The sequence below is a fragment of the Flaviramulus basaltis genome (assembly GCF_900114265.1).
GTDB classification, from domain to species: domain Bacteria; phylum Bacteroidota; class Bacteroidia; order Flavobacteriales; family Flavobacteriaceae; genus Flaviramulus; species Flaviramulus basaltis.
Window position 1 is genome coordinate 154057 of sequence record NZ_FPKV01000001.1, and the last position, 26586, is coordinate 180642.

18 protein-coding genes and 1 tRNA gene are annotated in these 26586 nt (G+C 31.6%); 6 read left to right on the top strand and 13 right to left on the bottom strand.

What is annotated here, in order from left to right; translation table 11 throughout:
- Positions 1–5: 5 nt before the first annotated feature.
- From BT151_RS00745 to BT151_RS00760, 4 genes are all read right to left on the bottom strand, one after another.
- Positions 6–641: an HAD family hydrolase gene (locus BT151_RS00745; protein ID WP_072399682.1), complete on the bottom strand. Its 636-nt coding sequence runs from the start codon at positions 639–641 to the stop codon at positions 6–8.
- Positions 642–644: 3 nt separating this feature from the next.
- Positions 645–3908, bottom strand: coding sequence for a T9SS type B sorting domain-containing protein (locus BT151_RS00750; protein WP_084647815.1), 3264 nt, complete (start codon positions 3906–3908; stop codon positions 645–647).
- Positions 3909–3985: 77 nt separating this feature from the next.
- Entirely contained in the window at positions 3986–4669 is a 684-nt protein-coding gene (locus tag BT151_RS00755) for an SDR family NAD(P)-dependent oxidoreductase (protein ID WP_072399684.1), read from the bottom strand.
- Entirely contained in the window at positions 4662–5690 is a 1029-nt protein-coding gene (locus tag BT151_RS00760) for a M28 family metallopeptidase (protein ID WP_072399686.1), read from the bottom strand. Before BT151_RS00760 ends, BT151_RS00755 begins: the two co-directional genes overlap by 8 nt.
- Positions 5691–5853: 163 nt before the next feature.
- Between BT151_RS00760 and BT151_RS00765 the strand changes: the two genes are divergently transcribed.
- The 4 genes from BT151_RS00765 (at position 5854) to BT151_RS00780 (ending at position 11331) form a co-directional block, all read left to right on the top strand.
- Positions 5854–8277, top strand: a complete 2424-nt coding sequence (locus BT151_RS00765) for an outer membrane beta-barrel family protein (protein ID WP_072399688.1) — start codon at positions 5854–5856, stop codon at positions 8275–8277.
- 35 nt (positions 8278–8312) lie between these two features.
- Positions 8313–9419 (top strand): nickel-binding protein, encoded by a 1107-nt coding sequence (locus tag BT151_RS00770; protein ID WP_072399690.1) that lies wholly within the window; start codon positions 8313–8315, stop codon positions 9417–9419.
- 118 nt (positions 9420–9537) lie between these two features.
- Positions 9538–9912: a group I truncated hemoglobin gene (locus tag BT151_RS00775; protein WP_072399692.1), complete on the top strand. Its 375-nt coding sequence runs from the start codon at positions 9538–9540 to the stop codon at positions 9910–9912.
- Positions 9913–9942: 30 nt separating this feature from the next.
- Positions 9943–11331, top strand: coding sequence for an FAD-binding oxidoreductase (locus BT151_RS00780; protein ID WP_072399694.1), 1389 nt, complete (start codon positions 9943–9945; stop codon positions 11329–11331).
- 77 nt (positions 11332–11408) lie between these two features.
- On the opposite strand, the gene BT151_RS00785 is transcribed toward BT151_RS00780, so the two are convergent.
- From BT151_RS00785 to porU, 5 genes are all read right to left on the bottom strand, one after another.
- Positions 11409–13031, bottom strand: coding sequence for a pyruvate dehydrogenase complex dihydrolipoamide acetyltransferase (locus BT151_RS00785; RefSeq protein WP_072399696.1), 1623 nt, complete (start codon positions 13029–13031; stop codon positions 11409–11411).
- A 3-nt stretch (positions 13032–13034) separates the two neighbouring features.
- Positions 13035–14033, bottom strand: a complete 999-nt coding sequence (gene pdhA, locus BT151_RS00790) for a pyruvate dehydrogenase (acetyl-transferring) E1 component subunit alpha (RefSeq protein WP_072399698.1) — start codon at positions 14031–14033, stop codon at positions 13035–13037.
- A 153-nt stretch (positions 14034–14186) separates the two neighbouring features.
- On the bottom strand, positions 14187–14669 hold the full coding sequence (cdd, locus tag BT151_RS00795) for a cytidine deaminase (RefSeq protein WP_072399700.1): 483 nt from the start codon (positions 14667–14669) through the stop codon (positions 14187–14189).
- 96 nt (positions 14670–14765) lie between these two features.
- Positions 14766–15968, bottom strand: a complete 1203-nt coding sequence (porV, locus tag BT151_RS00800) for a type IX secretion system outer membrane channel protein PorV (RefSeq protein ID WP_072399702.1) — start codon at positions 15966–15968, stop codon at positions 14766–14768.
- A gap of 34 nt (positions 15969–16002) precedes the next feature.
- Positions 16003–19890 carry a type IX secretion system sortase PorU gene (porU, locus tag BT151_RS00805; protein ID WP_072399704.1) on the bottom strand — a complete coding sequence of 1296 codons (3888 nt, stop codon included), beginning with the start codon at positions 19888–19890 and terminating at the stop codon, positions 16003–16005.
- Positions 19891–20154: 264 nt separating this feature from the next.
- Between porU and gldJ the strand changes: the two genes are divergently transcribed.
- Together gldJ and BT151_RS00815 are read left to right on the top strand one after the other, a co-directional pair.
- Positions 20155–21843 carry a gliding motility lipoprotein GldJ gene (gldJ, locus tag BT151_RS00810; RefSeq protein WP_171946614.1) on the top strand — a complete coding sequence of 563 codons (1689 nt, stop codon included), beginning with the start codon at positions 20155–20157 and terminating at the stop codon, positions 21841–21843.
- A gap of 89 nt (positions 21844–21932) precedes the next feature.
- Positions 21933–23210 (top strand): UDP-N-acetylmuramoyl-tripeptide--D-alanyl-D-alanine ligase, encoded by a 1278-nt coding sequence (locus BT151_RS00815; protein WP_072399706.1) that lies wholly within the window; start codon positions 21933–21935, stop codon positions 23208–23210.
- Between the two features lie 219 nt (positions 23211–23429).
- Here the strand turns inward: BT151_RS00815 and BT151_RS00820 are convergent, their stop codons facing one another.
- The 4 genes from BT151_RS00820 to BT151_RS00835 form a co-directional block, all read right to left on the bottom strand.
- A complete protein-coding gene (locus tag BT151_RS00820) occupies positions 23430–24200 on the bottom strand; it encodes a LuxR C-terminal-related transcriptional regulator (protein WP_072399708.1) in 771 nt (256 codons plus the stop codon).
- A 120-nt stretch (positions 24201–24320) separates the two neighbouring features.
- Positions 24321–24395 (bottom strand) — tRNA-Val (locus BT151_RS00825).
- Between the two features lie 63 nt (positions 24396–24458).
- On the bottom strand, positions 24459–25676 hold the full coding sequence (locus tag BT151_RS00830) for a bifunctional folylpolyglutamate synthase/dihydrofolate synthase (protein WP_072399709.1): 1218 nt from the start codon (positions 25674–25676) through the stop codon (positions 24459–24461).
- A gap of 4 nt (positions 25677–25680) precedes the next feature.
- A complete protein-coding gene (locus BT151_RS00835) occupies positions 25681–26529 on the bottom strand; it encodes an energy transducer TonB (RefSeq protein WP_072399711.1) in 849 nt (282 codons plus the stop codon).
- Positions 26530–26586 lie beyond the last annotated feature (57 nt).

The following is a 26586-nucleotide window of genomic DNA, read 5'->3' on the forward strand; positions in this document are numbered from 1 at the left end:
TAAAATTATATCATATCTAAAAGTTGAGGCATACTTTTAAATGTTTTTGTGGCTTCACTTTTTAGCTCATTATTATAATCGTGTGCTGTAAAACCAAAAACATCAAAACCGCCATTTTTTGCTGCACTAACTCCAGATAAGCTATCTTCTATAACTAAGCATTCATGAGGTTTAAACCCCATAGTTTCTGCTGCCCATAAAAATACTGCTGGATCTGGTTTCCATTTTTTAATTGCATAGCAACTAAAAATATTGTTTTCAAAATAGGATATTAAACCACTGAGACCTAAATTAAGTCTTATTTTATCTTCGGGTCCGCTTGAAGCTACACAAAAAGGAATTGACAAATTTTTTATCAAGTCTTCTACACCTTCAACTGCTTTCATATTTGCTTTGAAAGCTTCAAAACTTTTTCGGCGATATTCTTCTTCAATAGTATCTGGTATTTCAGTTTCTGTTAATTCTGAAATTTTCTTCTTACAAGATTCAAAAAAACTCCCCTTAAAATGTTTCATGCCGTAAGCCAAATCTATATTAGTCCCATAGCTATTTGCTATATCTACCAATACTTGAATACTTATGGGTTCACTATCTACCAAAACACCATCACAATCAAAAATAATACATTTGTATTTGCTCATTAACTATAATTTTAGTGAAAAATGACCAGTAAATTCAATGTCAATATCTAATTTCACAGTAAACCAATAATCAGATGATGTCATATTTTCTCCACGAAAAGTTCCATCCCAGCCATTACTATTTGAGTTAATTTGTTTTAAAAGCTTGCCATATCTATTATAGATAAAAACAACTGCATTAGGATAATTTGCAATACCTTTAATCTTCCAAAAATCATTTATTCCATCTCCATTAGGTGTGAAATACTTGGGATAATCTATGATTGCTACATTTCTAGAATCTTCTCCACATCCAAACCTATCCTTTACAGAAACTGTATAAACGCCTCCTAAAACATCACTAAAAAAATTGCTATTTTGATAATTTATACCATCTATTGAATATTCAAAATCACCATCACCCGAAGCTATTATTTCAATAAAATTATTATCAGATAACTCATTGTATTCTACATTTGTAATCGAAGGCAATACTGAGCGTATTAGCTCAAAATCAAAATAATTTTCACAATAAATTCCATTTTTATTTTCACCAATAGTAAGCGTATAATTCCCCGCGTTAATTAAGTTAGCTTCAAAAGTATTTGAAATATTAGTTCCATCTTGATACTCCCAATTATAAGTATCTAAATTGTTATCAACACTTATACTTAATGAAGGTTCTAGATTACAAATAAAATAAGTTTCTACTATGTTTACGGTTGGTAATTCATTCACTATTAAATCAAAACTTGTTTCGGAATAGCACAAACTATTTAGCTCATTCTCCACCCTAACTTTAATATTTTGTAACCAAGGTTCTGTATTTTGAAAAAAAACTGGCAGAGGACTTGATAATTGGTTTCCGTTAGCATCAAAATAAATTATTCTTAAACCATTTTGATTACCAATAAGGTCTGCTTCAATATTGGATGTATCAAAATCAGCAAAGCCATTTCCTAAATCACAACCATAAAGTACTTGTGGCTTATTAACTTGTGGTTGTGAATTTGTATTTAATACTAAAGATGTTTCTTCATAACAACTTGTTTGTGGGTTTATAACTCTTACCGTAATTGTTTCTATGTTTATAATTGAGTTTGTATACGGGTTTGGTAAGGAACTTGGTAATTCGTTTCCATTAGCATCAAAATAAGAAACTTCCATACCTGTTTGGTTGCCTAAAACTTCTGTTTCAACATTTGAAGTATCAAAATACTCTGAAATACCATCATTATTATCATCACAACCTACTAATTCGGTTAAAATATTTGCTGTTGGCAATGGGTTTACCATTAATTTAAACGTAGTTTCGTTATAACAATTTGTATCAGTATTAATTGCACGAACAGTAATTTCCTCTTCGTTTATAACCAAATTTTCAACAGCATTTAGTGGCGATTGTATTTGCTGGTTATTTTGGTGATAAAATTCAATATCTATATTACTACTATTGTCTATTATGTTTGATTTAACTTTTTCTAAATCAAAAACGGAAAAACCATCTGTATCATTATTACAAACATATAAGTCTGAAGCAGATGTTAAATCCGGTATAGGATTTACAATTAAATCGAAGGTTGTTTCTGAAGAACAACAAGGATTATCTTTATGTGCAACCCTTACGATTATAGTTTCTATATCTTTAATGGTATTTGCAAATAAATTTGGTAATACATCATAATTATTCCCAGAACCGTCAATATAAGTTACAACCTTATTTACCTGACCTCCCAAGACCTGTTGCTCAACTGAGGATAAATTAAATGAGGATGAAAAACCTGTATTAGAATTATCCTCACAAGCATAAACATTATTAATTCCATATGCATTTGGAGGCTCTTTAACATCTATTGTTTCTGTTAAAACCTCAACACTACCATCTTTACCAGTAACTGTAGCGTTAATGGTGTATGTTCCATCTACAGAAAAGTCGTGAAAAGGTGATAAATCTGTGGAGGTATTATTTAATCCTGAAGTTGGGTCATCAAAATCCCATATTACTGAAGCTATGTTTGCTTTATTCTCTACACTAAACTCTTTTAAAAACTCCGAACAAATATTTGAAATATTCATTTCGAAATTGTTTGTAATGTGGTTTACGTTTCCTGTTACGTTTATATAAAAATTAGCTTCTGGTCTTCCAAAATCAGCAGTTGAAACATACTCATTATAATCAAAATTAGTTCCTCCTGCTACATTAGTACATCCTCTTTGCCATGAAACATCATTGTCTTGGGTTGATCCTGCTATAAAAGCTACCCCATCTCCATAAACAATTCCTTTATGCACTTCTACTAAAATTCTTTCAACATTTGCTGGAATTACTATTGGTGTATCAAAATCAACTTCAATAATCTGAGAAGTGCGATCTATGTTAGGTGAAAGTTGCTGATATTGACTACTTCCTATTAAATCTGTTTCAGAAAATGAAGCAGGAAAATTATCGTCTATTTTATAAATATTAAAACTAATTTCTGGCAACCAACCCGTTTTATTAATACCAACTTGTCCAGAATTAATCACAAATTCTTCATTTTTTGATATACCAAATTCTTCTAAGCTAAATGATCTCGCCCAATATATATATGATGATGTACATGAGTGTATACCTGTTTCAATTATATCATCACACAAATTATGAGACAGCCTTGTTGTTGAACCAAAACTTTGTATATCATATACTTCCCCAGTTACATTAATAAAAAAATTTGCATTTGGAACAGGTGTGGTTAAATCAGTAGTTGAAGTTAAACTATAGTTCTCTTGACAACCTTCATACCAAGATACTCCTGGATCATTAGCAGTACCAGCTATAAAAACTTCTGCTGATTCTGGATTGTAGAAGTCTTCATATTTTTTTACAGTAACTAAAATTCTATCAATACCAGCTGGAACGATTATTGGTTCTTCAAAGTCTACTTGGATAATTTCTGGATCACCGTTAATAATTGGTGCTTGACCAATTCCTCTTGCTCCTAGTAAAGTCCTTGGGTATAATGAATAAAAAAAATCTGGGAAATTTTCATCAATACTGTAAACATAAAATTGCAATGATGCTCCACTACTAGATTTGCTAAGCGCTACTTGTCCTGATTTAATTATAAATTGTTCATTTGCTGAAATACCAAATTCCGATAGCTTGAATACCCTAGACCACCCTTCATCTCTTTCGCAAGAAAACATATTTGTCTCAATAGGTACTGCTCCAACATTATGAGTTAATGTAATTTGAGCCGACAAGCAAAAGCTTAACAAAACAAATAAAACCGAAAGAATATTCCTCATATAAGCTAAAATAGAAAAAGGATTTAAATTATTTAATGTTTTCTGTTTTAATGCTTAAAATAACGTTTAATAAATTTTCAAGGCGTAGAATTAGAAACCTGCAATAATTTTCCGTTATAATATTTATTTCCGTTAAGGGAAAAATCAAAAATATATTCTGCCATTTCTAAAGCTGTTGTTGGTGCTTGATAGCCTGGAAAAGCTTCTTCTAACATTTCGGTTTGTACCGCTCCTAATGCTAATACATTAAAAGATGTCCCTGATTCCTTATACTCTTCGGCTAGAAGCTCTGTTAATGTTATAACAGCTGCTTTACTAGAGCTGTATGCTGCTAATCCTGGAAACTTCATGCTGCCTTGTACACCACCCATAGAACTAATAGTTACTACATGACTATTACTTTTCATAAAAGGTAAAACTACTCGCGTTAATTCTGCAACTCCAAACACGTTAGTTTTGTAAACAGCTTCAAAATCATTCATAGTAATTTCTGCAAATGGCTTGTTAAGTAAAGCACCTGCATTATTAATTAGAACATCAACTTGTTGCCAATTTGTTTTTATAAAATCTTCAACTTTTTTATAAGCTTTACCATCTCCTAAATCAAACGAAAATGTGGTAACATTATCTAATTTTAAACTTTGAATTGGATTTTCATTCCGCGAAAGCGCTAAAACGTTATATCCTGCTTTTGCAAATAATTGCACCAACTCAAAACCAATACCTCTACTTGTCCCTGTTATAATTATGTTTTTACTCATTATTCATTTTTATTTCCTTTGTTGGAGCATTTATCATACCCTCTAAAGCAGGAATCATTTTATTTATAAAATTAGTCATGTGTTCAAAATCCATTTCATCAGCTTCATCATCAACATGATGGTAATAATCAAAATTTGTAAAATCGAATGTCGAAATAGCTTGAGCAGGCACTTTAAACGCGTTATAAAATGAATAATTATCTGAGCGCTTAAACAAATTATATGCCTTCGCTTGTGGTAAAAAACCAATAATTTCTTCACCTAAATAAGCATTTAGTTTTCCAGCCATATTAGATAAATTATAGCCAGTAACGTAAGCCATTGTTTCTCCTTCTGCTCTTGGCACACCAATCATTTCAAAATTAATCATGGTATATAAATCTAAATTGTTTGCTTTTAGTTTTTCTGCTAAATGTTCAGATCCTTTCAATCCCATTTCTTCTGCAGCATATAAAGTGAACAAGATACTCCTATTATTATTTTTAGCTTTTGAAAAATATTTCGCCCATTCTAAAACAGCTACTGTGCCTGAAGCATCATCGTTTGCACCATTTGCAATTGTATCACCATTTACTTCTTTTGCAGTTCCTATATGGTCGTAATGTGCACCTAGAATAACAAATTCTTTTTTTAACTCAGGGTCATTACCCTCAATATAACCGACAACATTATAACCAACTATATCTTTTAAATTAAAACTATCTCTATAAGTTTCAAAATAAGGTTTAATATTATTTTCTTTAAAAATATTTTCAATAAATACTGCTGCTTTTTCAATACCAGCTGTTCCTGTATTTCTACCTTCTAATTCATCTGAAGCTAAATACTCCATGCTTTTTTTAATTGATGTTGAAGAAATTGGAGCTTTAAAATTTTTAATTTCCTCTATATCAGTATTGTTTTCTACATTATTAGAAATAGAATTAACACCCGCTTTACCAGGTTTACCGTCTGCAGCTTTGCGGCTAATAGAACAAGAAACAAATAATAATACTAGAACTATTGAAAGTATTTTTTTCATACAAATTTTATTTGAGTTTAAAGATAAAAAACTAAAAGACAGCTATAAAATTAAATGTTAGTTATTACAATTTATTTAATTAAAACTCTATATTTGAGTAAGTTAAAAAACCAACACCTCCAATCTAACATTGCGTTTAATCCTTTTTTTAAATATTTCCAGAATGAATTTTAAATGCATTATTAAATTATTGTTGTTTTTTATTTCATGTTATATTAATGCACAATCGCAGCATACAATAAGCGGATTAATTTCTGATAGCAATAATAAAGGGATTCCTTTTGCTAATGTTCTTTTACTAAAATCTAATGACTCTACTTTAACAAAAGGCACCATAACTTCTGATGATGGAAACTACAAAATGGAAGGTGTCCCAAATGGAAATTTTTTAATTATGAGTAGTTCGGTTGGTTATCAATCTGCTTATTCTAACCCTTTTTATTTAGATTCCGATCATGAAGCTGAAACACTAATTCTTAACGAAGGTGAGCAACTCAATGAAGTTGTTGTAGAAGCTACAAAACCACTATATCAACAAAAAATAGATAGAATGGTAATAAATGTTGAAAATAGTATTGTTTCCGCAGGTGGTTCTGCATTAGAAATTTTAGAACGCTCGCCTGGGGTTATTGTAAATAGGCAAAGTAATGATATATCTGTTGTTGGAAAAGATGGTGTTGTAGTCATGATAGATGGAAAGACTAGTTATGTCCCAGTTTCTGCGCTTATTCAAATGCTCGATGGCATGAGTGCAGACAATATTGAATCTATAGAACTTATAACTACACCCCCTTCAAACTTAGATGCTGAAGGCAATGCAGGTTTTATAAATATAGTCATGAAAAAACGTTCTGATTTAGGATTGAATGGTTCTTATTCCTTATCTGCTGGCTATAGTAATGATTTTGTTACTTCAAATAATATCAATTTCAATTACAGAAAAAACAAAATAAATCTATTTGGTAATTATTCCTTCTCTTGGGATGGAACCAACCAAGTCTTTACATTATACAAACAATTTTTAGACAATAATGACAACCTACTTACAACAGACACCTATGCAGATAGAGATGCTACACAAAGAAATCACAACATAAGATTTGGTTTAGATTATCAAACCTCAGAAAAAGCAATTATGGGTTTTTTAGTTACTGCTTATTCAAACAAATGGTCAATGGACGCCATAAATAAGACTGCTAATACAGAAAATGGTTTTCCAGATTCTTTTGTTAACGTTTTAAATGACGAAATTAATTTATGGGAGCATTTTGGAGCTAACTACAATTTTAAATACAACTTTACTAAAGATAAATTCATCAGTTTTGATCTAGATTATTTATACTATAAAGATGACAACCCTAACAACTACTTTAATACATTTTATAATGAAAATAATACTTTCGACAGAGAAGAATTAGCAAGAAGTGGAAAACTAACGCCTATTAAAACATGGGTAGCTAAATTAGATTACAATGCCAATATTGGAGAAAAAATTAAATTAGAAACAGGAATAAAAGGCACAAAATCAAATTTCAATAATGATGTATCTGTAGAAAATAATGATGGCTCAGGCTGGGTTATAGATCCAACGCTTACCAATTACAGCGATCTTAAAGAAAGCATATTTGCCACATATGCCTCATTAGATTATACCATAAATGATAGTTGGAGTTCCAAATTTGGTTTACGATATGAATATACTAGCACAAAATTAGATATCGATACTGAAGGCGTTGTTGTAGATAGAAAATATGGCAAGTTATTTCCAAGTATATTTTTCAACAAAAAAATTAACGACAATTTAAACATGAACGTTTCGTATTCAAAACGAATAACAAGACCAACTTTTAACGATATGGCCCCTTTTGTGATTTTATTTGATCCTACTACATTCTTTTCAGGTAATGCCTCTTTACAACCAGCTATTTCCAATACATTTAAATATGATATTAATTACAAATCTTACATATTCTCAATTCAATATACAGATCAAGATTCTAGCATTGCTAATTTTCAAGAACGTTATGATGAAGATAATGATAGGTTAATTTTTGAAGCTTCCAATTTAGACTACACTAAAACATTTAGTATCATACTTGGTTTTCCTTTAAAAATTTCAAATTGGTGGCGAACTCAAAACAATATTACATATATAAATCAGAAAATAAGAGGATTCTATAAAGATGAAGCATTAGAAGCACAACTTAGTAATTACACTATAAACTTATCAAATTCCTTTAAATTTTCTGATACTTTTTCTGGCGAATTAACGGCCTTTTATACCAGCGAAAGTTTATTTGGCACAGCAAAATACGATGCCTTTTATAGAGTAAATATTGGTTTACAAAAGAAATTTAGCGATAAATGGGGAAGCTTAAGATTTTCAGTAAATGATGCTTTTAATTCGTTTGAATTTAAAGGTGGAACTGATATTCCTGATGAAAATCTTTTAACTAGAAACCTTTTCGATTTTAGTGCTCCAACTTTTACGCTAACATATACCAGAAACTTTGGTAATAATAAATTGAAATCTGCTAGAGAAAGAGAAACTGGAGCAGAGGAAGAACGACAACGTGTTACTAATTAAAAAATGATTAACTTGTTAAGATAAATTATTCAACTATGCCAATTTACATGGATCGTCATGAAATACCAGAGGAAATTACCGCTGAGCATGTAGCAGAAATGCATCAAGAAGATTTAAAGGTCCAACATTTATTTGGCTGTAAAGGCATGACCTATTGGTGTGATGAAAATAGAAAAACAGCATTTTGCTTAATTGAAGCGCCAAATAAAAAAGCAATTCAAGAAATGCATAATCATGCACATGGTGAAGTCCCTAATAGAATTATTGAAGTAAATGAAAACATTGTAGCGTCTTTTTTAGGCCGTATTGAAGACCCAGAAAAATCACAAAACACCAAATTAAACATCATTAACGATCCTGCTTTTAGAGTAATTATGCTTATTGAAACCAGTGACTATTTACACAGACTTGAAGGCAATCAATTTAGCTTATTCTTACAAAAGTTTCATAATAGTATTACAAAATCTTTCAAGCAATTTAACGGTAGTATTGCAAAACAAGACAATAATAGTTATTTAGTTTCCTTTGCATCGGTTTCTAATGCTATTTTATGCGCCTTGAAAATTCAATATAATTTTAAATACATTACTTCAAAATCTGATGCTTCATTACGAACATTAAATATTGGGATTAGCTCTGGTTCTCCTGTTACCAATAAAGATTCCTTTTTTGAAGAAACTATAACCTTAGCCAAACAATTATGTGAAATTGTAGATCACCAAATTGTTATTACCTCTGAAGTTAAATCACTTTATGAAAGTGAAAACAGAAATAAATTTATTAATAAAGAGCATGTTAGAACAATTAACCACGAGGAAGAAAAATTCTTAACAGATTTAATGGATTTTGTAGAAACAATATGGAATAAGCCCGATTTTAATGTTAATGATTTTAGTACAAAATTAGGCTTTAGTAAATCTCAATTAAACAGAAAACTAAAAAACTTAACAGGAAAATCACCAAATAATTTTATTGTAGAATATAAATTACTGCAAGCACTTAAATTATTACACGAACAAAAAGGAAACATCTCTGAAATAGCTTTTGAAACAGGCTTTAACAGTCCTGCTTACTTCTCAACATGCTTCAAAAATAAATTTGGTATTCTCCCTTCAAAATACATTCAGCAACACCTTATTTAAATTTCAAAAAATTTTAATATTTTTTCTAATGGTTCAAAATTATCATTTTTTGAACTAAATCTATAATAGCTAACGTTTTAGTATTCATAATTTTGGTGCATAACCAATATTAAATATTATGACCAATACACTTTTTGAACGATTAGGAGGAACAAATGGGATTTCAAACATTGTAGATGACACTGTTGAAAACCATATGAATAACCCAGAAGTTAATGCTAGGTTTCTTCCTTTTAAAAACAAACCCGACCATCTTGCTATTATAAAACAACACACCATAGATTTTTTTAGTGCTGGTAGTGGTGGTGATGCAAAATACAAAGGTAAAGATATGATAACTGCTCATACAGGTATGAATATTAGTTCCACTGAATACATGCATGTTATGGACGATATTTTTACGGCTTTAGACAAAAATAATATTGATGAAGTTTCTAAAAAAGATGTACTTGCTATTTTATGGTCTTTAAAAGGAATGATAATTTCTAAATAAATAAAACAAAAAATTTAAAATCAACAAAAAATGAAAAACCTAGTCAAAAATTTAGACTCTTCAATAATTGAGGCATTTACTTCACAATTAAGAGGGAAACTTATTAAACCAACAGATTCAGATTATAATGAAACACGAAAAGTTTACAATGGCATGATAAATAAACATCCTGGAATGTTTGTTATGTGTGTAGATGTAGCTGATGTTATAGCTGCTGTAAACTTTGGAAGAGAAAACAATTTATTAATTGCAGTAAGAGGTGGCGGACATAATGGTGGTGGATTAGGATTATGTGATGATGGATTAGTCATCGATTTATCTGGTATTAAATTTATTCGAGTAGACACGTCAAATAACACTGTTAGAGTTGGTGGCGGAAACCTTTGGGGAGAAGTAGACCATGCAACACATCCTTTTGGATTAGCTGTTCCTGCGGGAATTATTTCGACAACTGGTGTTGGCGGATTAACATTGGGAGGAGGTGTTGGCCATTTATCAAGAAAATATGGTTTAACAATTGATAATTTATTAGAAGCAGATATGGTTTTAGCAGACGGAAGCTTCGTTACAGTAAATAAAGATAAAAACACCGATTTATTTTGGGCCATTCGTGGTGGTGGTGGAAATTTTGGAATTGTAACATCCTTTAAATTCCAAGCACATCCTGTAAAAACAGTCATTGGCGGACCAACTTTATGGCCTATTGAAAGAACTGAAGAAATTATGGCTTGGTACCATACATTTATTAATAACGCTCCAGACGAATTAAATGGTTTTATAGCGACTATGATTATTCCTGGTCCTCCTTTTCCAGATTTTTTACACGGAAATCAATATTGTGGTATAGTATGGTGCTACACAGGCAAGCAAGAAGAATTTGATAAATTGATAAAACCTGCTATGGATTTAAATCCTGTGTTTGCACATTGTGGAGAAATGCCTTATCCCTCTATTCAAACGTTGTTTGATGGCATGATGCCACACGGTTTACAATGGTATTGGAGAGCAGACTTTTTTAATGAATTAGGCCCAGAAGTTAGTGAGCAACATTTAAAATTTGGTTCTAAAATACCAACACCTCTATCTCAAATGCATTTATACCCAATTAGTGGAGCTGCAAGCAGAGTTGGAGCAGAAGATACGCCTTGGGCTTATAGAGATGCCAAATATGCAGGTGTTATTGTTGGTGTAGATCCAGAACCTAAAAATGCAGATAAAATAACCAACTGGTGTAAAGATTATTGGGAAGCATTACACCCTTACTCATCTGGTGGTGCCTATTCAAATTTTATGATGGATGAAGGACAAGAACGTGTAAAAGCTAGCTATAAACATAATTATGAGCGATTATCAAAAATAAAAAGTAAATACGACCCAGATAACGTATTTAGAGTAAACCAAAACATCAAACCAAATTGATCAAAAAAAACCTGTTTCAAATTAATGAAACAGGTTTTTAATATTTTGATTCCTGCATTCGCAGAAATAACATTTTTTTACACTAACATAGTTACAGGATTTTCAATGTACCCTTTTAATGTTTGAAGGAATTGAGCTCCCGTTGCACCATCAACTGTTCTGTGATCACAAGCTAACGATAGTTTCATAGTATTACCTACTACAATTTGCCCGTTTTTAACCACTGGTTTTTCAACTATATTTCCTACTGAAAGAATTGCAGAATTTGGCTGATTAATAATAGATGTAAATGTATCTATACCAAACATACCCAAGTTAGATACTGTAAAAGTACTACCTTCCATTTCTGCAGGTGTTAATTTCTTATTCCTAGCTTTTCCAGCTAAATCTTTAACAGCAGCTCCAATTTGAGGTAATGTTTGCTCATTTGCAAACTTAACTACAGGAACAACCAAACCATCTGGCACAGCTACAGCAACACCAATATGTACATGATTATTCAAACGCATTTTGTCTGGAAACCATTGCGAGTTTACTTGCGGATGTTGTTTTAATGCTAAAGCACATGCTTTTACAACGATATCGTTATAAGAAATTTTTGTATCTGGAATAGAGTTGAATTGTTGGCGGAATGCAATAGCATTCTCCATATCAAACTCTACACTTAAATAATAATGCGGTGCAGAAAATTTAGAATTTGTTAAAGCTTTAGCAATAGCTTTACGCATTTGCGAATTAGTAATATCTTCAAAATCTTCTTGTCCAGCTGGAACAAATTTACCAACTGATGCTCCTGAAGCAGCAGGTGTGAAATTTTCTATATCACGTTTAACAATACGTCCGTGTTCACCAGAACCTTGAACTTGTGTTAAGTTTATACCTTTTTCTTCTGCTAATTTTTTTGCTAAAGGAGATACAAATAATCTACCATTTGCAGTAACAGGTGTTGGTTTTGGCGCACTTGGTTTAGACTCTATTTTAGTAGCAACAGAAGCTGTTTTAGGCGCTTCCTTTTTAGCTTCAACTTTAGGAGTTTCTTCTTTTTTAGGAGTTCCAGATGTTTTAAAATTGGTAGCTACTCCAGAAACATCTGTTCCTGCAGGACCAATAATAGCTAGTAGAGCATCTACTTTTGCCGATTCTCCTTCTTGTAAACCAATTTCTAATAAAGTACCAGATTGAAATGATTCAAACTCCATAGTCGCTTTATCAGTTTCTATTTCAGCTAGAATATCTCCTTCTTCTACTTTATCACCAACCTTTTTTAACCATGTTGCCACAGTTCCTTCTTCCATAGTATCACTTAAACGAGGCATAGTAACAACTATAACGCCTTCTGGCAAATCTACAGATTCGCTTAAAGCATCTTCATTACTAGAAGATTCTTCTTTACTTTCTAAAGCTGTTTCTTCTTTTACTTCATTAGAAGCTCCTCCATTTAATAATCCAGAAATATCTTCTCCTTCATCTCCAATAATAGCTAAAAGCTCATCTACTTTAGTAGTTTCCCCTTCTTGAACGCCAATATGAAGCAATGTTCCTTCATTGAAAGACTCAAATTCCATAGTAGCTTTGTCGGTTTCAATTTCAGCTAAAATATCGCCTTCTTCAACCTTGTCTCCTACTTTTTTTAACCAAGCCGCAACGGTTCCCTCTTCCATGGTATCGCTTAAACGCGGCATATTTACTACTATTGCCATAGTTTATAATTTATGTTGAATAAATGGATAGTCTTCTTGCTCGTAAACCATATCGTAAAGTTGTTGTACTTCTGGATATGGAGATTCATCTGCAAATTTCTCACATTCAGCAACTAAATCTTTTACACGTTTATCAATTACTTTAATATCAGCTTCTGTAGCGTATTTATTTTCAAGAATAATATCCTTTACTTGAGTAATTGGATCTATTTTTTGATATTCTTTAACCTCATCTTTAGTTCTATAATGCTGGGCATCACTCATTGAATGCCCTCTATAACGATAAGTTTTCAACTCTAAAAATGTTGGTCCTTCTCCACGACGTCCTCTTTGAATAGCTTCATCAAAAGCTTCTGCTACTTTAATAGGGTTCATTCCATCAACTGGTCCGCATGGCATTTCATAGCCTAAACCTAGTTTCCAAATGTCTGTATGACTTGCTGTTCTTTCTACTGAAGTTCCCATTGCATATCCATTATTTTCACAAACAAAAACAACTGGAAGTTTCCAAAGCATTGCTAAATTAAAAGCTTCATGCAAAGAACCTTGTCTTGCAGCACCATCACCAAAACAACATAATGTTACTGCATCGCTACCATGGTATTTATCACCAAATGCAATACCTGCTCCTAAAGGTATTTGACCTCCAACAATACCATGACCTCCATAGAAACGGTGTTCTTTAGAGAAGATATGCATCGAGCCTCCCATACCTTGTGAGGTACCTGTTACTTTTCCAAATAACTCTGCCATAACACGTTTAGGATCTACACCCATACCAATTGGCTGAACGTGATTACGATATGCGGTTATCATTTTATCTTTTGTCAAATCCATAGCATGTAAAGCTCCTGCTAATACCGCTTCTTGACCATTATACAAGTGAAGAAATCCTCTTACTTTTTGTTGAATGTATACTGCAGCTAGTTTGTCTTCAAACTTTCTCCAGAATAACATGTCTTCATACCATTTGAGGTAAACCTCTTTTGTGATTTTTTGCATTTAGTTTATTATTTACATCAAAAACAATGCTCAAGATTTATATCTCAAGGTTTCATTATGAAATCCCAATCTAAAATTGGGAAAGCGAATAACAAAAGTAACACTTTAGTCATTAATGAAAAAACTGAAAATAGTAAATTTTACACGAAAACGTTATAGCACAGATTTATCAAAAACTAAAGGTAGCAAATTGGCTAATGATTTAGATTTTGCAACTTTACCTGTTTCACCCATAAAATAAATTTCTATAGGTGTTTCCTGCTTTATTTCATATTCCGCAATAGCCTGTCTACAAGCTCCACAAGGCGGAATAGGCTCTTTAGTTTGATTGTTTTTTGAACCTGCAGAAATAGCCATTCTAATCACTTTAGCATTAGGAAATTGTGAACCAGCATAATAAATCGCTGTCCGTTCGGCACATAAACCTGAGGGATACGAAGCGTTTTCTTGATTATTACCTGTAATTATTTCATTGTTATCTAAAAGTAAAGCGGCTCCAACATGAAATTTTGAATACGGTGCATATGCTTTTTCTCTAGCCTCTACAGCTTTTTGCATTAATTTAAAAGCTTCTTGTGGTAACTCATGAACATTATCAAAAACATATAATGTTGATTCTATTTTTATTTCCTTCATCGAGAGAATTTATTCAGTAAATTTATAAAACTATTGCAAACAAAAAAACTATTGCTAGTAGCAATAGTTTTTTTAATATCATTTTATAAATAATTCTTAATATTCGTTATATTCTCCTTCACCTAAATTAAACGTTAAAGAAAAGCGTAAAGTGTTTTCTAACGGGCTCTGTACTTTTGATGCAGAAAACAAATAAGACAAATCTATATTCACCACATTGGCTTTAAAACCTGCGCCTAATGCTAAAAACTTTCTAGCACCTTTGTCTTCACTTTCATTAAAATAACCTGCTCTAAAAGCAAAAGAATCTTGGTATAAATACTCTGCACCTAATGCCCAAGTAAATTCTTTTAACTCTTCGCTAAAACCGTCTGGCGCATCACCAAATGACTGAAACATGCCTGATAAAAAACTGACATCTGGGTCTTGACCTTCTACTATAATTGTTGGCTCATCACTATCTTGATTCTCGTCTCCATCAGTATCTACATAGCCATAAACAGGCGGTGTTGGCACTAATAATTTAGTTACTTCTGCAGTAACAGCAATTTTATTATAATCATCAAAAATAAAATCAAATCCTGTTCCTAAACGTAAATTTGTTGGTTGAAAATTCTCTTGACCTGCTTCATCATACTTAAATTTAGGCCCTATATTTTGAATTGCAAATCCTGCTCTCCAACGTCCATTAAAATCTGAATAGGCTTCTTCTTCACTTTGATAATACCCTGAAATATCTACTCCAAATGTACTAGCTGGTGTAGTATCGCCGCCTAAACCTGGTAATTTTAAATCTGATGACAAATAACGCATGGCAACAGACATACCAAATTGATCTGACAAACGTAATGCATATGAAACATCTAAAGTAAACTCATTTGGTCTTTGTATTAAGGCTTCAGAAAATTCATCGGTTACAAATTCTATATCTCCTAAAGAAAAATATTTCAAACTTACAGCGAATGCACTTTTTTCATCTAAACGATTAAAATAAGTGACGTTTCCTAAGAAAATATCGTTTACCAACTTGCTTAAATAAGGTGTATAACTAACACCTATTCCTGATTTTGCTTCCGAAAACACATATTTTGATGAATTCCATTGTTGCGAAAATGCATCAACACCTGTTGCAACTCCCATATCGCCCATTGCTGCGGCTCTTGCATCTGGCGCAATTAACAAAAATGGCACGCCTGTAGTAATAACTCTTCTGTCTTGATTTGGAAATATAATTGTTTCTTGAGCATTTATTTTAAAAACAAATGCAAACATAATTATTAGCAATATTAGATTCTTCATAAAGTAATTTTAATTTAACAAATATAAATTTTTATTAGAGTATAACAAGTTTCTCTATTTTCTCTACTTTTTTATTTAATAGGTTAGAATGTACTGTGAGCTTATAAATATAAACCCCTTTACCAATTTTATCTCCAAAATCGTCTCTTCCATCCCAAACTATATTTCTAGACAAAGAGCTTGTTATTTGTGTCCCTCCTATTGTTTGTCCGTTTAATGTTCTGACCAATTTACCTGAAACAGTAAATATTTGTATAGAAACGTCTAAAGGTTCCGAACTATTGTGATTAAACCAAAATTCTGTATAATTAACAAAGGGGTTTGGGTAATTAAGAACATTATTTATAACCAAATCTTGGTCTTTATCGAATACTATAAATTGAATTTCGGCAATTGATGAATTATTATAAACATCCCATGCTTTAATGGTTAGAGTGTGCAATCCAGGTTCTAAATCTCTAAACGGAAAGCTTACTGTTCCTTTTGTATAATCATCAACTTCAGTTTGATAATAATCGTTTAAAATAAAAGGATTTGTTTCATCACCATCAAGAATAGCTACAATATCATGACCAATACCGCTTGCAGTATTTATACCATTTAGGTCTTCTAATTTAACAAGCAATGTAGGCTCTTCATTAGTTATACCACCAGATACAAAGTTCTCATCATTCATATACAAAGTAATGAGCGGCCCAGTATTATCCTCGGCGGCATCTTCGTTTATACCACCAACTCTAACAGCATTCATACTACCTCCTGCTTGATCTTCTGTTAATGCTTCATTTTTTGAATAAAAACTTACTTTACCAAATCCAACAGGAATACCAATATCTTTTGGTACTACAAAATCAAATTCAAATTGACCGTTTTTTACTGATGCCTGTCCTCTGAATATAACTTCACCAAGGGTTGTGAAATCCAATTTTACAAGTTGACCATTTAAGCGAGTACCATCATTTGCAAGGGTTTCCCTATCTATTGGTTTATCATAAATAGCTGTTGAAAGAGTACCATTATAATTGGGTAGTAAATTACCCGAAACATCAGTCACTTCTCCTGCTAATTTCACATAACTTAAAGCCTTCAATGTATCTGTGGCTTGCGCAATTGGGACATCATTTATTTTAGTTAATCTTATGTTTGGCTTTGAAAACGCTAACTTCATTGCTGGATCACCAATAAAAAATATCAATCGCTTTTGACTTGCTCCTGAAATACTAGGGTCACTTTTTGTTAACCTTAAAGCCTCCGCCATTGATGGATATTCATTATCTCCATAAGTATCATTATCACTGTAAGAGAATAAATATTGCCCTAAAGTATTATTGAAAGAGATTGCAAAACTTACAAAAATTTGTCTTGTTGTTGTTATTAAACCAATAGATCCTGCTTGTTTATTCCAATAAGTGAATTCGCCTGCTGTTTGCCTAAAAGGATTATCAAACCTTGTAAATTCGCAAGTAACAGTAACAAAACAATTGAGTTTGTGATAATTACGAAATCCATTAATATCTGGTTTTAATAAAATACGCTCTTGGGCCAAACCATCTTCTCCACCATGACCAAAGTAATTTACAACCAAAGCTCCATTATCTACTGCATTTACAATTTCTGTTGTTACGGCAGGATATCTGTCACCTCCAGCAGAGGATTCTTGTTGAAAAGCATCCGAATGAATTTTAACAACATTCATAAATGGTTTTTCTTCTGTCACTAAATTACCTACATTATCCGTAGTTTCTTGCAAAAGCCCCTCCCAATCTTGATCGACATCATCAGAAATAACCACAAAATTATTTCTCCAACTCCCATAAGACTCTTTTGCATAGTAAGATTCTATTTTATCAACCATTTCTTTAGCGCGTTGTGGGGTATCGGCTAATATTCTACCAACCGCAATATCTAGTCTATCACTAGTTGCCATATCTCCTTCATTGTCATCCATCATGCCATAAAAATCATCAGACACAAACGATGTCGTTAGATTAAAACTACCATATGCGTTCCATGAAGGAACTATATTTGTATTATTAGGAATTCGATCTTTATAATCGAAAGAACCATCACCAAACAAACATAAATATTTTATTCTCTTTTCTGGTGTACTTGCATTATCATAAACATATTTAACCAAATTCCTAATGGCTCCAACATCCTGATTACCTGTACTAAATTCGTTGTAAATTTCATCTAACCCAACTACTTTTACATTTAAATTATACTGCGTTTTATTTATTTGAGCTAAACGTTGAGCATGAGTTATCATATTATTTGGAGCAATAATAATGTAGTCTATATCCTGAAATTCGCCTTGACTATTTTGAAAGATTGTTCCTTTAAGATTTTGATTATTCACAACAGTTTTAGAATCAAATTTTGGTTCAAAATAATCCTGAGCTGTTAATGCTAAATAGGTTTTTAAACTTCCTAAGGTTGATGTAAAACTCAAGTTTGGGTTTTGTTCTTCATTTATAAAATTTGAAACATTATAAATATCTGTTATATCCCATATTTCTGAAACTTGAGATGCATTAGTTATATTATACTGCCCAATTCCAGATGTATTTGCAACAGCACTGTTTTCAAATTGAAATTGTTTGTCATGAAAATTCAAGTTTCTCAAAGCTTTAATTGATATATAATCTAAATATCCAAGGGTACTAGGATTTCCCTGATTATCAAAATTAAGACCAACTGAAACTTTTGATGTGTTTACATTAATACTATTAGCATAGGTGGCTCCGTTTGCTAAAGTAGGGCTTGATACTCCTGAAATTGACAACGTAGAAACTGGAGAACCATTAATATTTACAACCATTGAGCTATTACTTGAAGATGCCGTTGCTACGACAACCGTTAAGTTTATAGGTTCTGTTGTTACTAAATCTGGAAAGTCAAATTCAAAGGTTTTATTACTATCAACATCAAATCTATCACCAAACCAGCGTCTTCCTAGCGACAATAAGTTATACTCATCAACTTCGTGAAATTGATAATCCTCAAATGTATTAATAACCATATCTGGAGTTCCATTTGGTTGTACAAATGGTTGAATACGTTTAGCATTACCAGAACTTACATTTATATAATAGTATGTTTTATCTGTATAACAGTTAATATGTGTTCTGCTTTCTTCATTATATTCTTTTGGTCCTTGAGCATAAAAAAGTATATAATCTTCATTATTAAAAATACCATCTTCCTCTCCTACAAATTTTATAGCATTCTCAGGCACATCAAAAGGATATGCTTCTGCATTAGAATAAGGAATCATACGCCCGCCATGACCATACAACTTAATACTTCTAGGATCAACATTATTAACATTAACACCTAAACGCTGTAAAAAGCTTTTAGATAATTTAAAAACACCTGTGGTATCAACGTAAAACCTGTACCATTCTCCAGAATTTAAAACCGAATTAGAAATAACTTTCGAGCTACCAAAGCTTTTATTTAATAGAGAGGACTTATTGGCATTAACACCATTTTTATAATTAATTTGAAACGATATTACCTTCTTATAAGTTCCATTAGCATCTTTTATTATTGGAGAAAGCTGAAAGTAGATATATTTTTTATTTCTTGAAATTGAATTTTTTAAACTAAACTTTAAAGTATTAGATATTATGTTAACATCTAAATCCTTTAATTCTGTTTTAGAAATTGTTTGATAAATAACATTAGTAAGAGATGCTGAAGCTTCATTTACCAAAGTACTTGTTTCCCATTGGTCAACAAACAGCAAACCATCATCAAAACTATAAGTAAAATGTTCTTTATTAAAGGAAGGTATTTGAATTGAAAAACTCTCACCAGAAAGTGTTTGGGAATCACCCCAAGAAATATTATATTTTTTTTGTTGGCTAAATACAACTGTTGAAAAAACCAGCAGTAACCATAAAATTTTCTCTTTCATCAATAAATTAACGTCATTAACAACTTGTTATTATTAAAAAAACAACAATTTTAAAAACTAGGGCGAAAATACAATAATAAATTAGTAAAACACACGTTAATACAAGACAAAACAATGGTGTAAAATAGTAAAAACATCGTTGTAATGTTTAAAAAATAGGACGAAATACACATTTTTTTGGTTAAAATGCAAAAAATAGCTTGCGTTATTCGGTTTAATTCTTATATTGCAGCACCAAAAATATTATTAGCTTACTTAAAAAGTATGGATATGAAAAAAGTAGTAGCATTCAAGATTGTGTTAGTTTTGGCATTAACAGTCGTGTCAACTAGCTGTAAAAAATCTTCGAGTTCAAAAAATAGCTCCAGAGCTACAGGTTGGCAAATCAACTCTAAAGAAGGTGGTTTCCAGTACAATAATGACTTCACAGAACAAGAAACTTCTCCTGGATTAGTTTTTGTAGAAGGCGGTACCTTTACTAAAGGTCAGGTTCAAGATGATGTGATGCATGATTGGAATAACAGTCCAAATCAGCAACACGTTCAATCCTTTTACATGGATGAAACTGAAGTTACTAATGCCATGTATATGGAGTATTTAGATTGGATAAAACGTGTTTATCCACCATCTGATGAGAACTTTAGAGCCATTTATCATGGTGCTTTACCAGATACATTGGTTTGGAGAAACCGTTTAGGCTTTAACGAAGTAATGACAGATAACTATTTACGTCACCCAGGTTATGGCGAATACCCTGTAGTTGGTGTAAGCTGGATTCAAGCTGTAGAATTTTCTAACTGGCGCTCAGACCGTGTTAATGAATACAACTTAGAAAAAGCAGGTTATTTAAAACGTGATGCTAAAATTGTTGATGTAAATTCAGAACAAACTTTTAGTACTGATACTTACATTAATGCCCCAACGTTAACTTATGGTGGTAATGAAGAAATTATTAACGGTGAGAAACGTAACAAAAAATATGTTAGAACAGATGCAGATGGCAATGAAACTAACATTTATGCAACTCGCGAAACGGGTTTAATCACACCTAAATATAGACTCCCAACTGAAACAGAATGGGAATATGCTGCTTTAGGTTTAAGTGAAATTAGAAGTTATAACCTTTACCGTGGACGTAAAAAATATCCTTGGGACGGACAATACACACGCTCAGGAAAACGTAAAATACGTGGTGACCAAATGGCTAACTTTAAGCAAGGAAAAGGTGATTATGGTGGGATTGCAGGTTGGTCTGACGATGGTGCAGATATCACAAATGCAGTAAAATCATACGATCCAAATGATTACGGTTTATATGATATGGCAGGTAATGTTGCTGAATGGGTTGCCGATGTTTACAGACCTATTATTGATGATGAATTTAACGATTTTAACTACTATCGTGGAAATGTATATACTAAAAATGCATTAAACGAAGATGGTACAGTCAAAGTTGTTACTTCAGACGATATCGTATATGATACTTTATCAAACGGAAAAGTAATCGCTAGAAATTTACCAGGCGAAATATTACAAGTTCCTGTTGATGAAAATGAAACATATTTACGTACTAACTTTGATAAAAGTGATGAAATAAACTTTAGAGATGGTGATAAGCGTTCTTCTCGTAACTTTGAAAGTTTTAACGATGATGAAGGTGTAGATGAAAGTACTGAAACAAGATTAATGTATAATTCACCTAAACATACAATATCTAGAGATTCTTCTGGCAATATCATCAGAGAATTTGACAAAAGAAACAACAGAACATCTTTAATTAATGATGAAGTTCGAGTTTACAAAGGTGGTTCTTGGAAAGACAGAGAGTATTGGTTAGATCCAGCTCAAAGACGTTACTTCCCTCAGGATATGGCAACAGACTATATAGGTTTTAGATGTGCTATGTCTCGTGTAGGATCAAAAAGTAAAACAAAAAATAAAACTAAAAACTAAAAATTAGTTTTTAAATAATAATTAAAAAAGTCCTAGCATTTGTTAGGACTTTTTTAATACATTTATTTTCTTAATAAAACATCTAACCTTTGAAAATAGAAGAAATACATCAACTTTTTTTAAAAAGCCATTCGGTTTGTACAGACACTAGAAAAATTCAGAAAAATGACATATTCTTTGCCTTAAAAGGTGATAATTTTAATGGAAATAAATATGCTAAAAAAGCTATTGAATTAGGTGCAAAGTATGCTATTATTGATGAAGAAGAGTTTAATACAACTTCTGAAATCATTTTAGTAAATGATGTTTTAGAAACACTTCAAAAACTAGCAACATTTCACAGAAACTATTTAAAAACACCAATAATAGCACTAACGGGCAGTAATGGTAAAACAACTACAAAAGAACTTATTAATGCTGTGCTATCTAAAAAATTCAAAACCACTGCCACAGTTGGCAATTTAAACAATCACATAGGTGTACCCTTAACATTATTGTCTATAACCAAAAACACCGAGATAGGTATAGTTGAAATGGGGGCTAATCATCAAAAAGAAATTGAATTTTTATGCTCAATTGCACTACCTGACTTTGGTTACATCACAAACTTTGGTAAAGCGCATTTGGAAGGTTTTGGTAGTGTTAAAGGCGTTATTAAAGGCAAAAGCGAAATGTATGATTACTTAATAACCAATAATAAAACTGTATTTGTAAATACAAACGATATTATTCAAGTTGAAAAAACGAAAAAAGCTAAGGTTTTCGCTTTTGGAAATAAGGAAAATACTAATGTTAAAATTAATTTTACTAAAGCCGACCCTTTTGTTATAAGTGAATACAATAAATTAGAAATTAAAAGCCAACTTATTGGAGATTATAACTACAACAATATTGCTGCTGCTATAACAATTGGAAACTATTTTAAAGTTGATGATTATGATATTAAGTCTGCTATTGAAGACTATAAACCAAATAATAACAGATCACAAATTATAGAAAAAGACACTAATAAAATTATTCTAGACGCCTATAATGCTAATCCTTCAAGCATGACAGCCGCTTTATTAAATTTTGAAAAACAAGCAGAAAATAAAGTTGCCATTTTAGGAGACATGTTTGAACTTGGTCAAGAAGCAGAAAAAGAACATCAAAGTATTGTAAATCTATCTAGCTCACTTAACATTAATCAAATAATTTTTATTGGTGAAAATTTTTACAAATCTAAAACTCAATCAGAAAAAATATTAAAATACAATTCTTTTGAAAGTTTTAAAAATACTTTTGATGTATCTGAAATTAAAAATTCTATATTTTTAATAAAAGGCTCTCGTGGCATGGCTTTAGAACGGGTTATTGAGCTTATATAAACTTAAAAAAATACTAAAAATATAAAAGTGCCACATTCAATTTATTGAAAAGTGACACTTTTTTTAATTCTCCCTAAGAACTAATTAATAGCAATGTAAAAGTCTTAATGTTAACAATGACTCACAATACTCAATTTGAGTAAATACCTTGTTTCTAAGCTTTTTTCGTTAAAACACCATTTAAATCTGTTTATAATTTAAGATGCAATAATTTTAAGACTACAAAATGGTTTTACTCATTTTTAACAAAGCAACAAGCTCTCCTGTAGATGATAAATTGAGCTTTTTTAAAATATTACGCCTGTGTGTATCAACAGTATGCGAACTAATATTTAATTTTTCTCCTATCTTTTTACTTGAATAGTTCAATATTAAAAGTCTAATAACATCGCGTTCTCGATGACTTACTGCATTATCTAAAAGTTTTTTGGAAAAGCTATTAAAATATTTTGTTTCATATTCATCATTGCTATTTAATAACTTCGCGGTGGCTGTTATATCCAATTTAATTTTGGGATCAAGAACAGTATAGTGCGCTAAACCTATAATTGGCTTCATACCAGAATCAAACTCTAATGGCGTAGTATTTTGTATAATATTCACATATTCATCTTGAGCATTTTTAAAACGGTAATTCCAAGTATAACTCATTCGGCTTCTATCATTTTCGATTATAGCGTCTAATGTAAAAATCATTAATTCATTAAGTGCTTGTAGCCATGGTTCAAGATCATCCGGATGAATTCTACTCCAAAAGTAGCGCATACCTTTAAATTGCATGTCAGCTTTATCTAAACCTACGCATGACGTCATGTTTTTACTTATATATTCAAAAGTGAGTTCCTGAGTATTGGTAATACAAAAAAATGTTGAACTATAAGGCCAATAAGCATCTAACTCAATGATTTTTTCAATGTGATTTTGAAGAGAAGGGTTGTCGTAAGACTTAAAAATATCTTTATAAAAATGCTTTATATTACTAAAAACCATAAGAGTATAATTCTTTTGTATAAAGTTACTAAAAGAAATTGATACATTAGCATTACTGAGTATTTGCTGGAATAAATGAGAAATAAAAAATCCTAAAGTAAAAACTTTAGGATTTTTTTGTGGGCGCAGAGGGATTCGAACCCCCGACCCCTTGGGTGTAAACCAAGTGCTCTGAACCAACTGAGCTATGCGCCCTTCTAATTAGGTGTGCAAATATAACCTAGTTTTTAATATTGCAAAAATTTTTTTAATAAAAATTTAAATTATTTCTGCTACAACAAAAGTACTCCCCCCAATAAAGAGTAAATCAGTAGATTTTGAGTTTTTTAAAGCCGCTTTATAAGCCTCATTAACTGAATTATACGCATCTCCTTTTAATCCATAATTATTAAAAGCCTGTTTTAATTCATTAGTATCTAAACCACGTGGAATATCTGGTTTACAAAAATAATAAGTTGCTTTTTTGGGTAATAAGTCTTTAATAGAGTTTAAATCTTTATCATTTACAACTCCAAAAACAATATGTAGTGTGTCATATACTTCTTTTGAAAGCTGATCCATTACATAAGTTAACCCATCTTTATTATGACCTGTATCACAAACTACTTTTGGGTTTTCTTGCAAAACCTGCCATCTACCTAATAATCCTGTGTTTTTTATAACATTTAGCAACCCTTTTTCAATATGATGTTGCGCGATTTTATATCCTTTTACTTGAAGCACCTTAACTGCTTGAATAACAGTTTTTATATTTTTAGCTTGATAACTCCCTACTAAATCTGATTTATAAATTTCTGAAATATTTTTATCTGCGTAAACTATTTCAGAATTATTATTTTTTGCTAAATCGTTAAAAACAGATGTTGTTTCTTTTTGAGTTTCCCCTATAACCACTGGTATATTAGGCTTAATAATGCCGCCTTTTTCAAAAGCGATAGCTTCTAATGTATCCCCTAAAAACTGTGTATGATCTAAACCTATATTAGTAATTACTGAAACTTCTGGAGTTATAATATTGGTTGAATCTAATCGCCCGCCTAATCCAACTTCAATTACAGCAATATCAACTTTATGTTTTGAAAAATAATCGAATGCCATCCCAACAGTCATTTCAAAAAACGATAATTGATTTGAATCAAAAAAAGATTTATTACGTTGTATAAAGCCAATTACAAATGCTTTACTTACTTCTTTCCCGTTTATTTTAATCCGCTCTCTAAAGTCTTTTAAATGTGGTGATGTATACAATCCAACTTTATAACCTGCTTCTTGAAAAATAGATGCTAACATATGACTTGTTGACCCTTTCCCATTAGTACCAGCTACATGAATAGATTTGAATTTAAGCTCAGGATTACGCAGCTTATCAACTAATTTTATGGTATTGGATAAATCTTTCTTAAATGCTATTTTACCTTGTTTTTGATACATTGGCAGTTGAGAAAACATCCAATTAAGAGTATCTTGATACGTCATTTTTTTATTGACCCAATTTGAAGTTTACTTTCACAAAACCTATTTGTTTTGCTGGCGCGTTAGAATCTGCAGGCCATTTATGAGATAATGCAATTTTTTTTGCTGGCTCTAATAAACATTGTGCAGTATTGGTTGTTCCTTTTTGTCCTGGTTCTGCTGAAATAACATTTCCGCTTTGGTTAACAACAATTCTAACGATTACCATTCCTGACTCGTTACAATCCTGTTTTAGGGTCTCATAGGTTGCTCTACCTCTACCATTTAAACCATAACCAACGCCACCACTTCCTGTACCTTGACCACCAAAATAACTTGGCGCATAAGGATCGCCATCTAATTGCCCCTTATCACCAGCTTTATTATCGTTACCCTCACTACCTGTTGTAGTGCCATCAGATTTACTAACACCTCCAATTAACGCATCCAACTTTTTCTTCTTTTCCTCTTGCTCACGTTTTTCTTTAGCAACTCTATCTGCTTCTGCCTTTGCTTTTGCATCTGCTATAGCTTTTGCTTTAGTTTCTGCCTCTTTTTGTTTTTTAATGGCAATTTCTTCAGCATTGTCTGCAGTCAAAACCTCCTCTTTAACCTCAGAAGACGCAGTTGGTTCTGCCTTATTTACCTCTGGTTGTGGTGGCTCGTTTACTTCTTGAGGAATAGATTTTACAGGCTCTTTTGGCTGAACGTTTCCTTTACCAAAATCGGTATTACCAAAGTTAACCGCTACACCATATTCTTCTGGTGGATCCATATAAGTTGTCCCAACAACAAAAAGCAAAAGCAATAGTATAATAGAAATTAAGGCTGTTAATTTCGCTGAATTTTTTTCGTGCTTTGTTTTGAAGTATTTCATAGTAAACTTACACCCTTGTATTTATTATAAAGTTAAACTTTAAGCAATATAAATCTT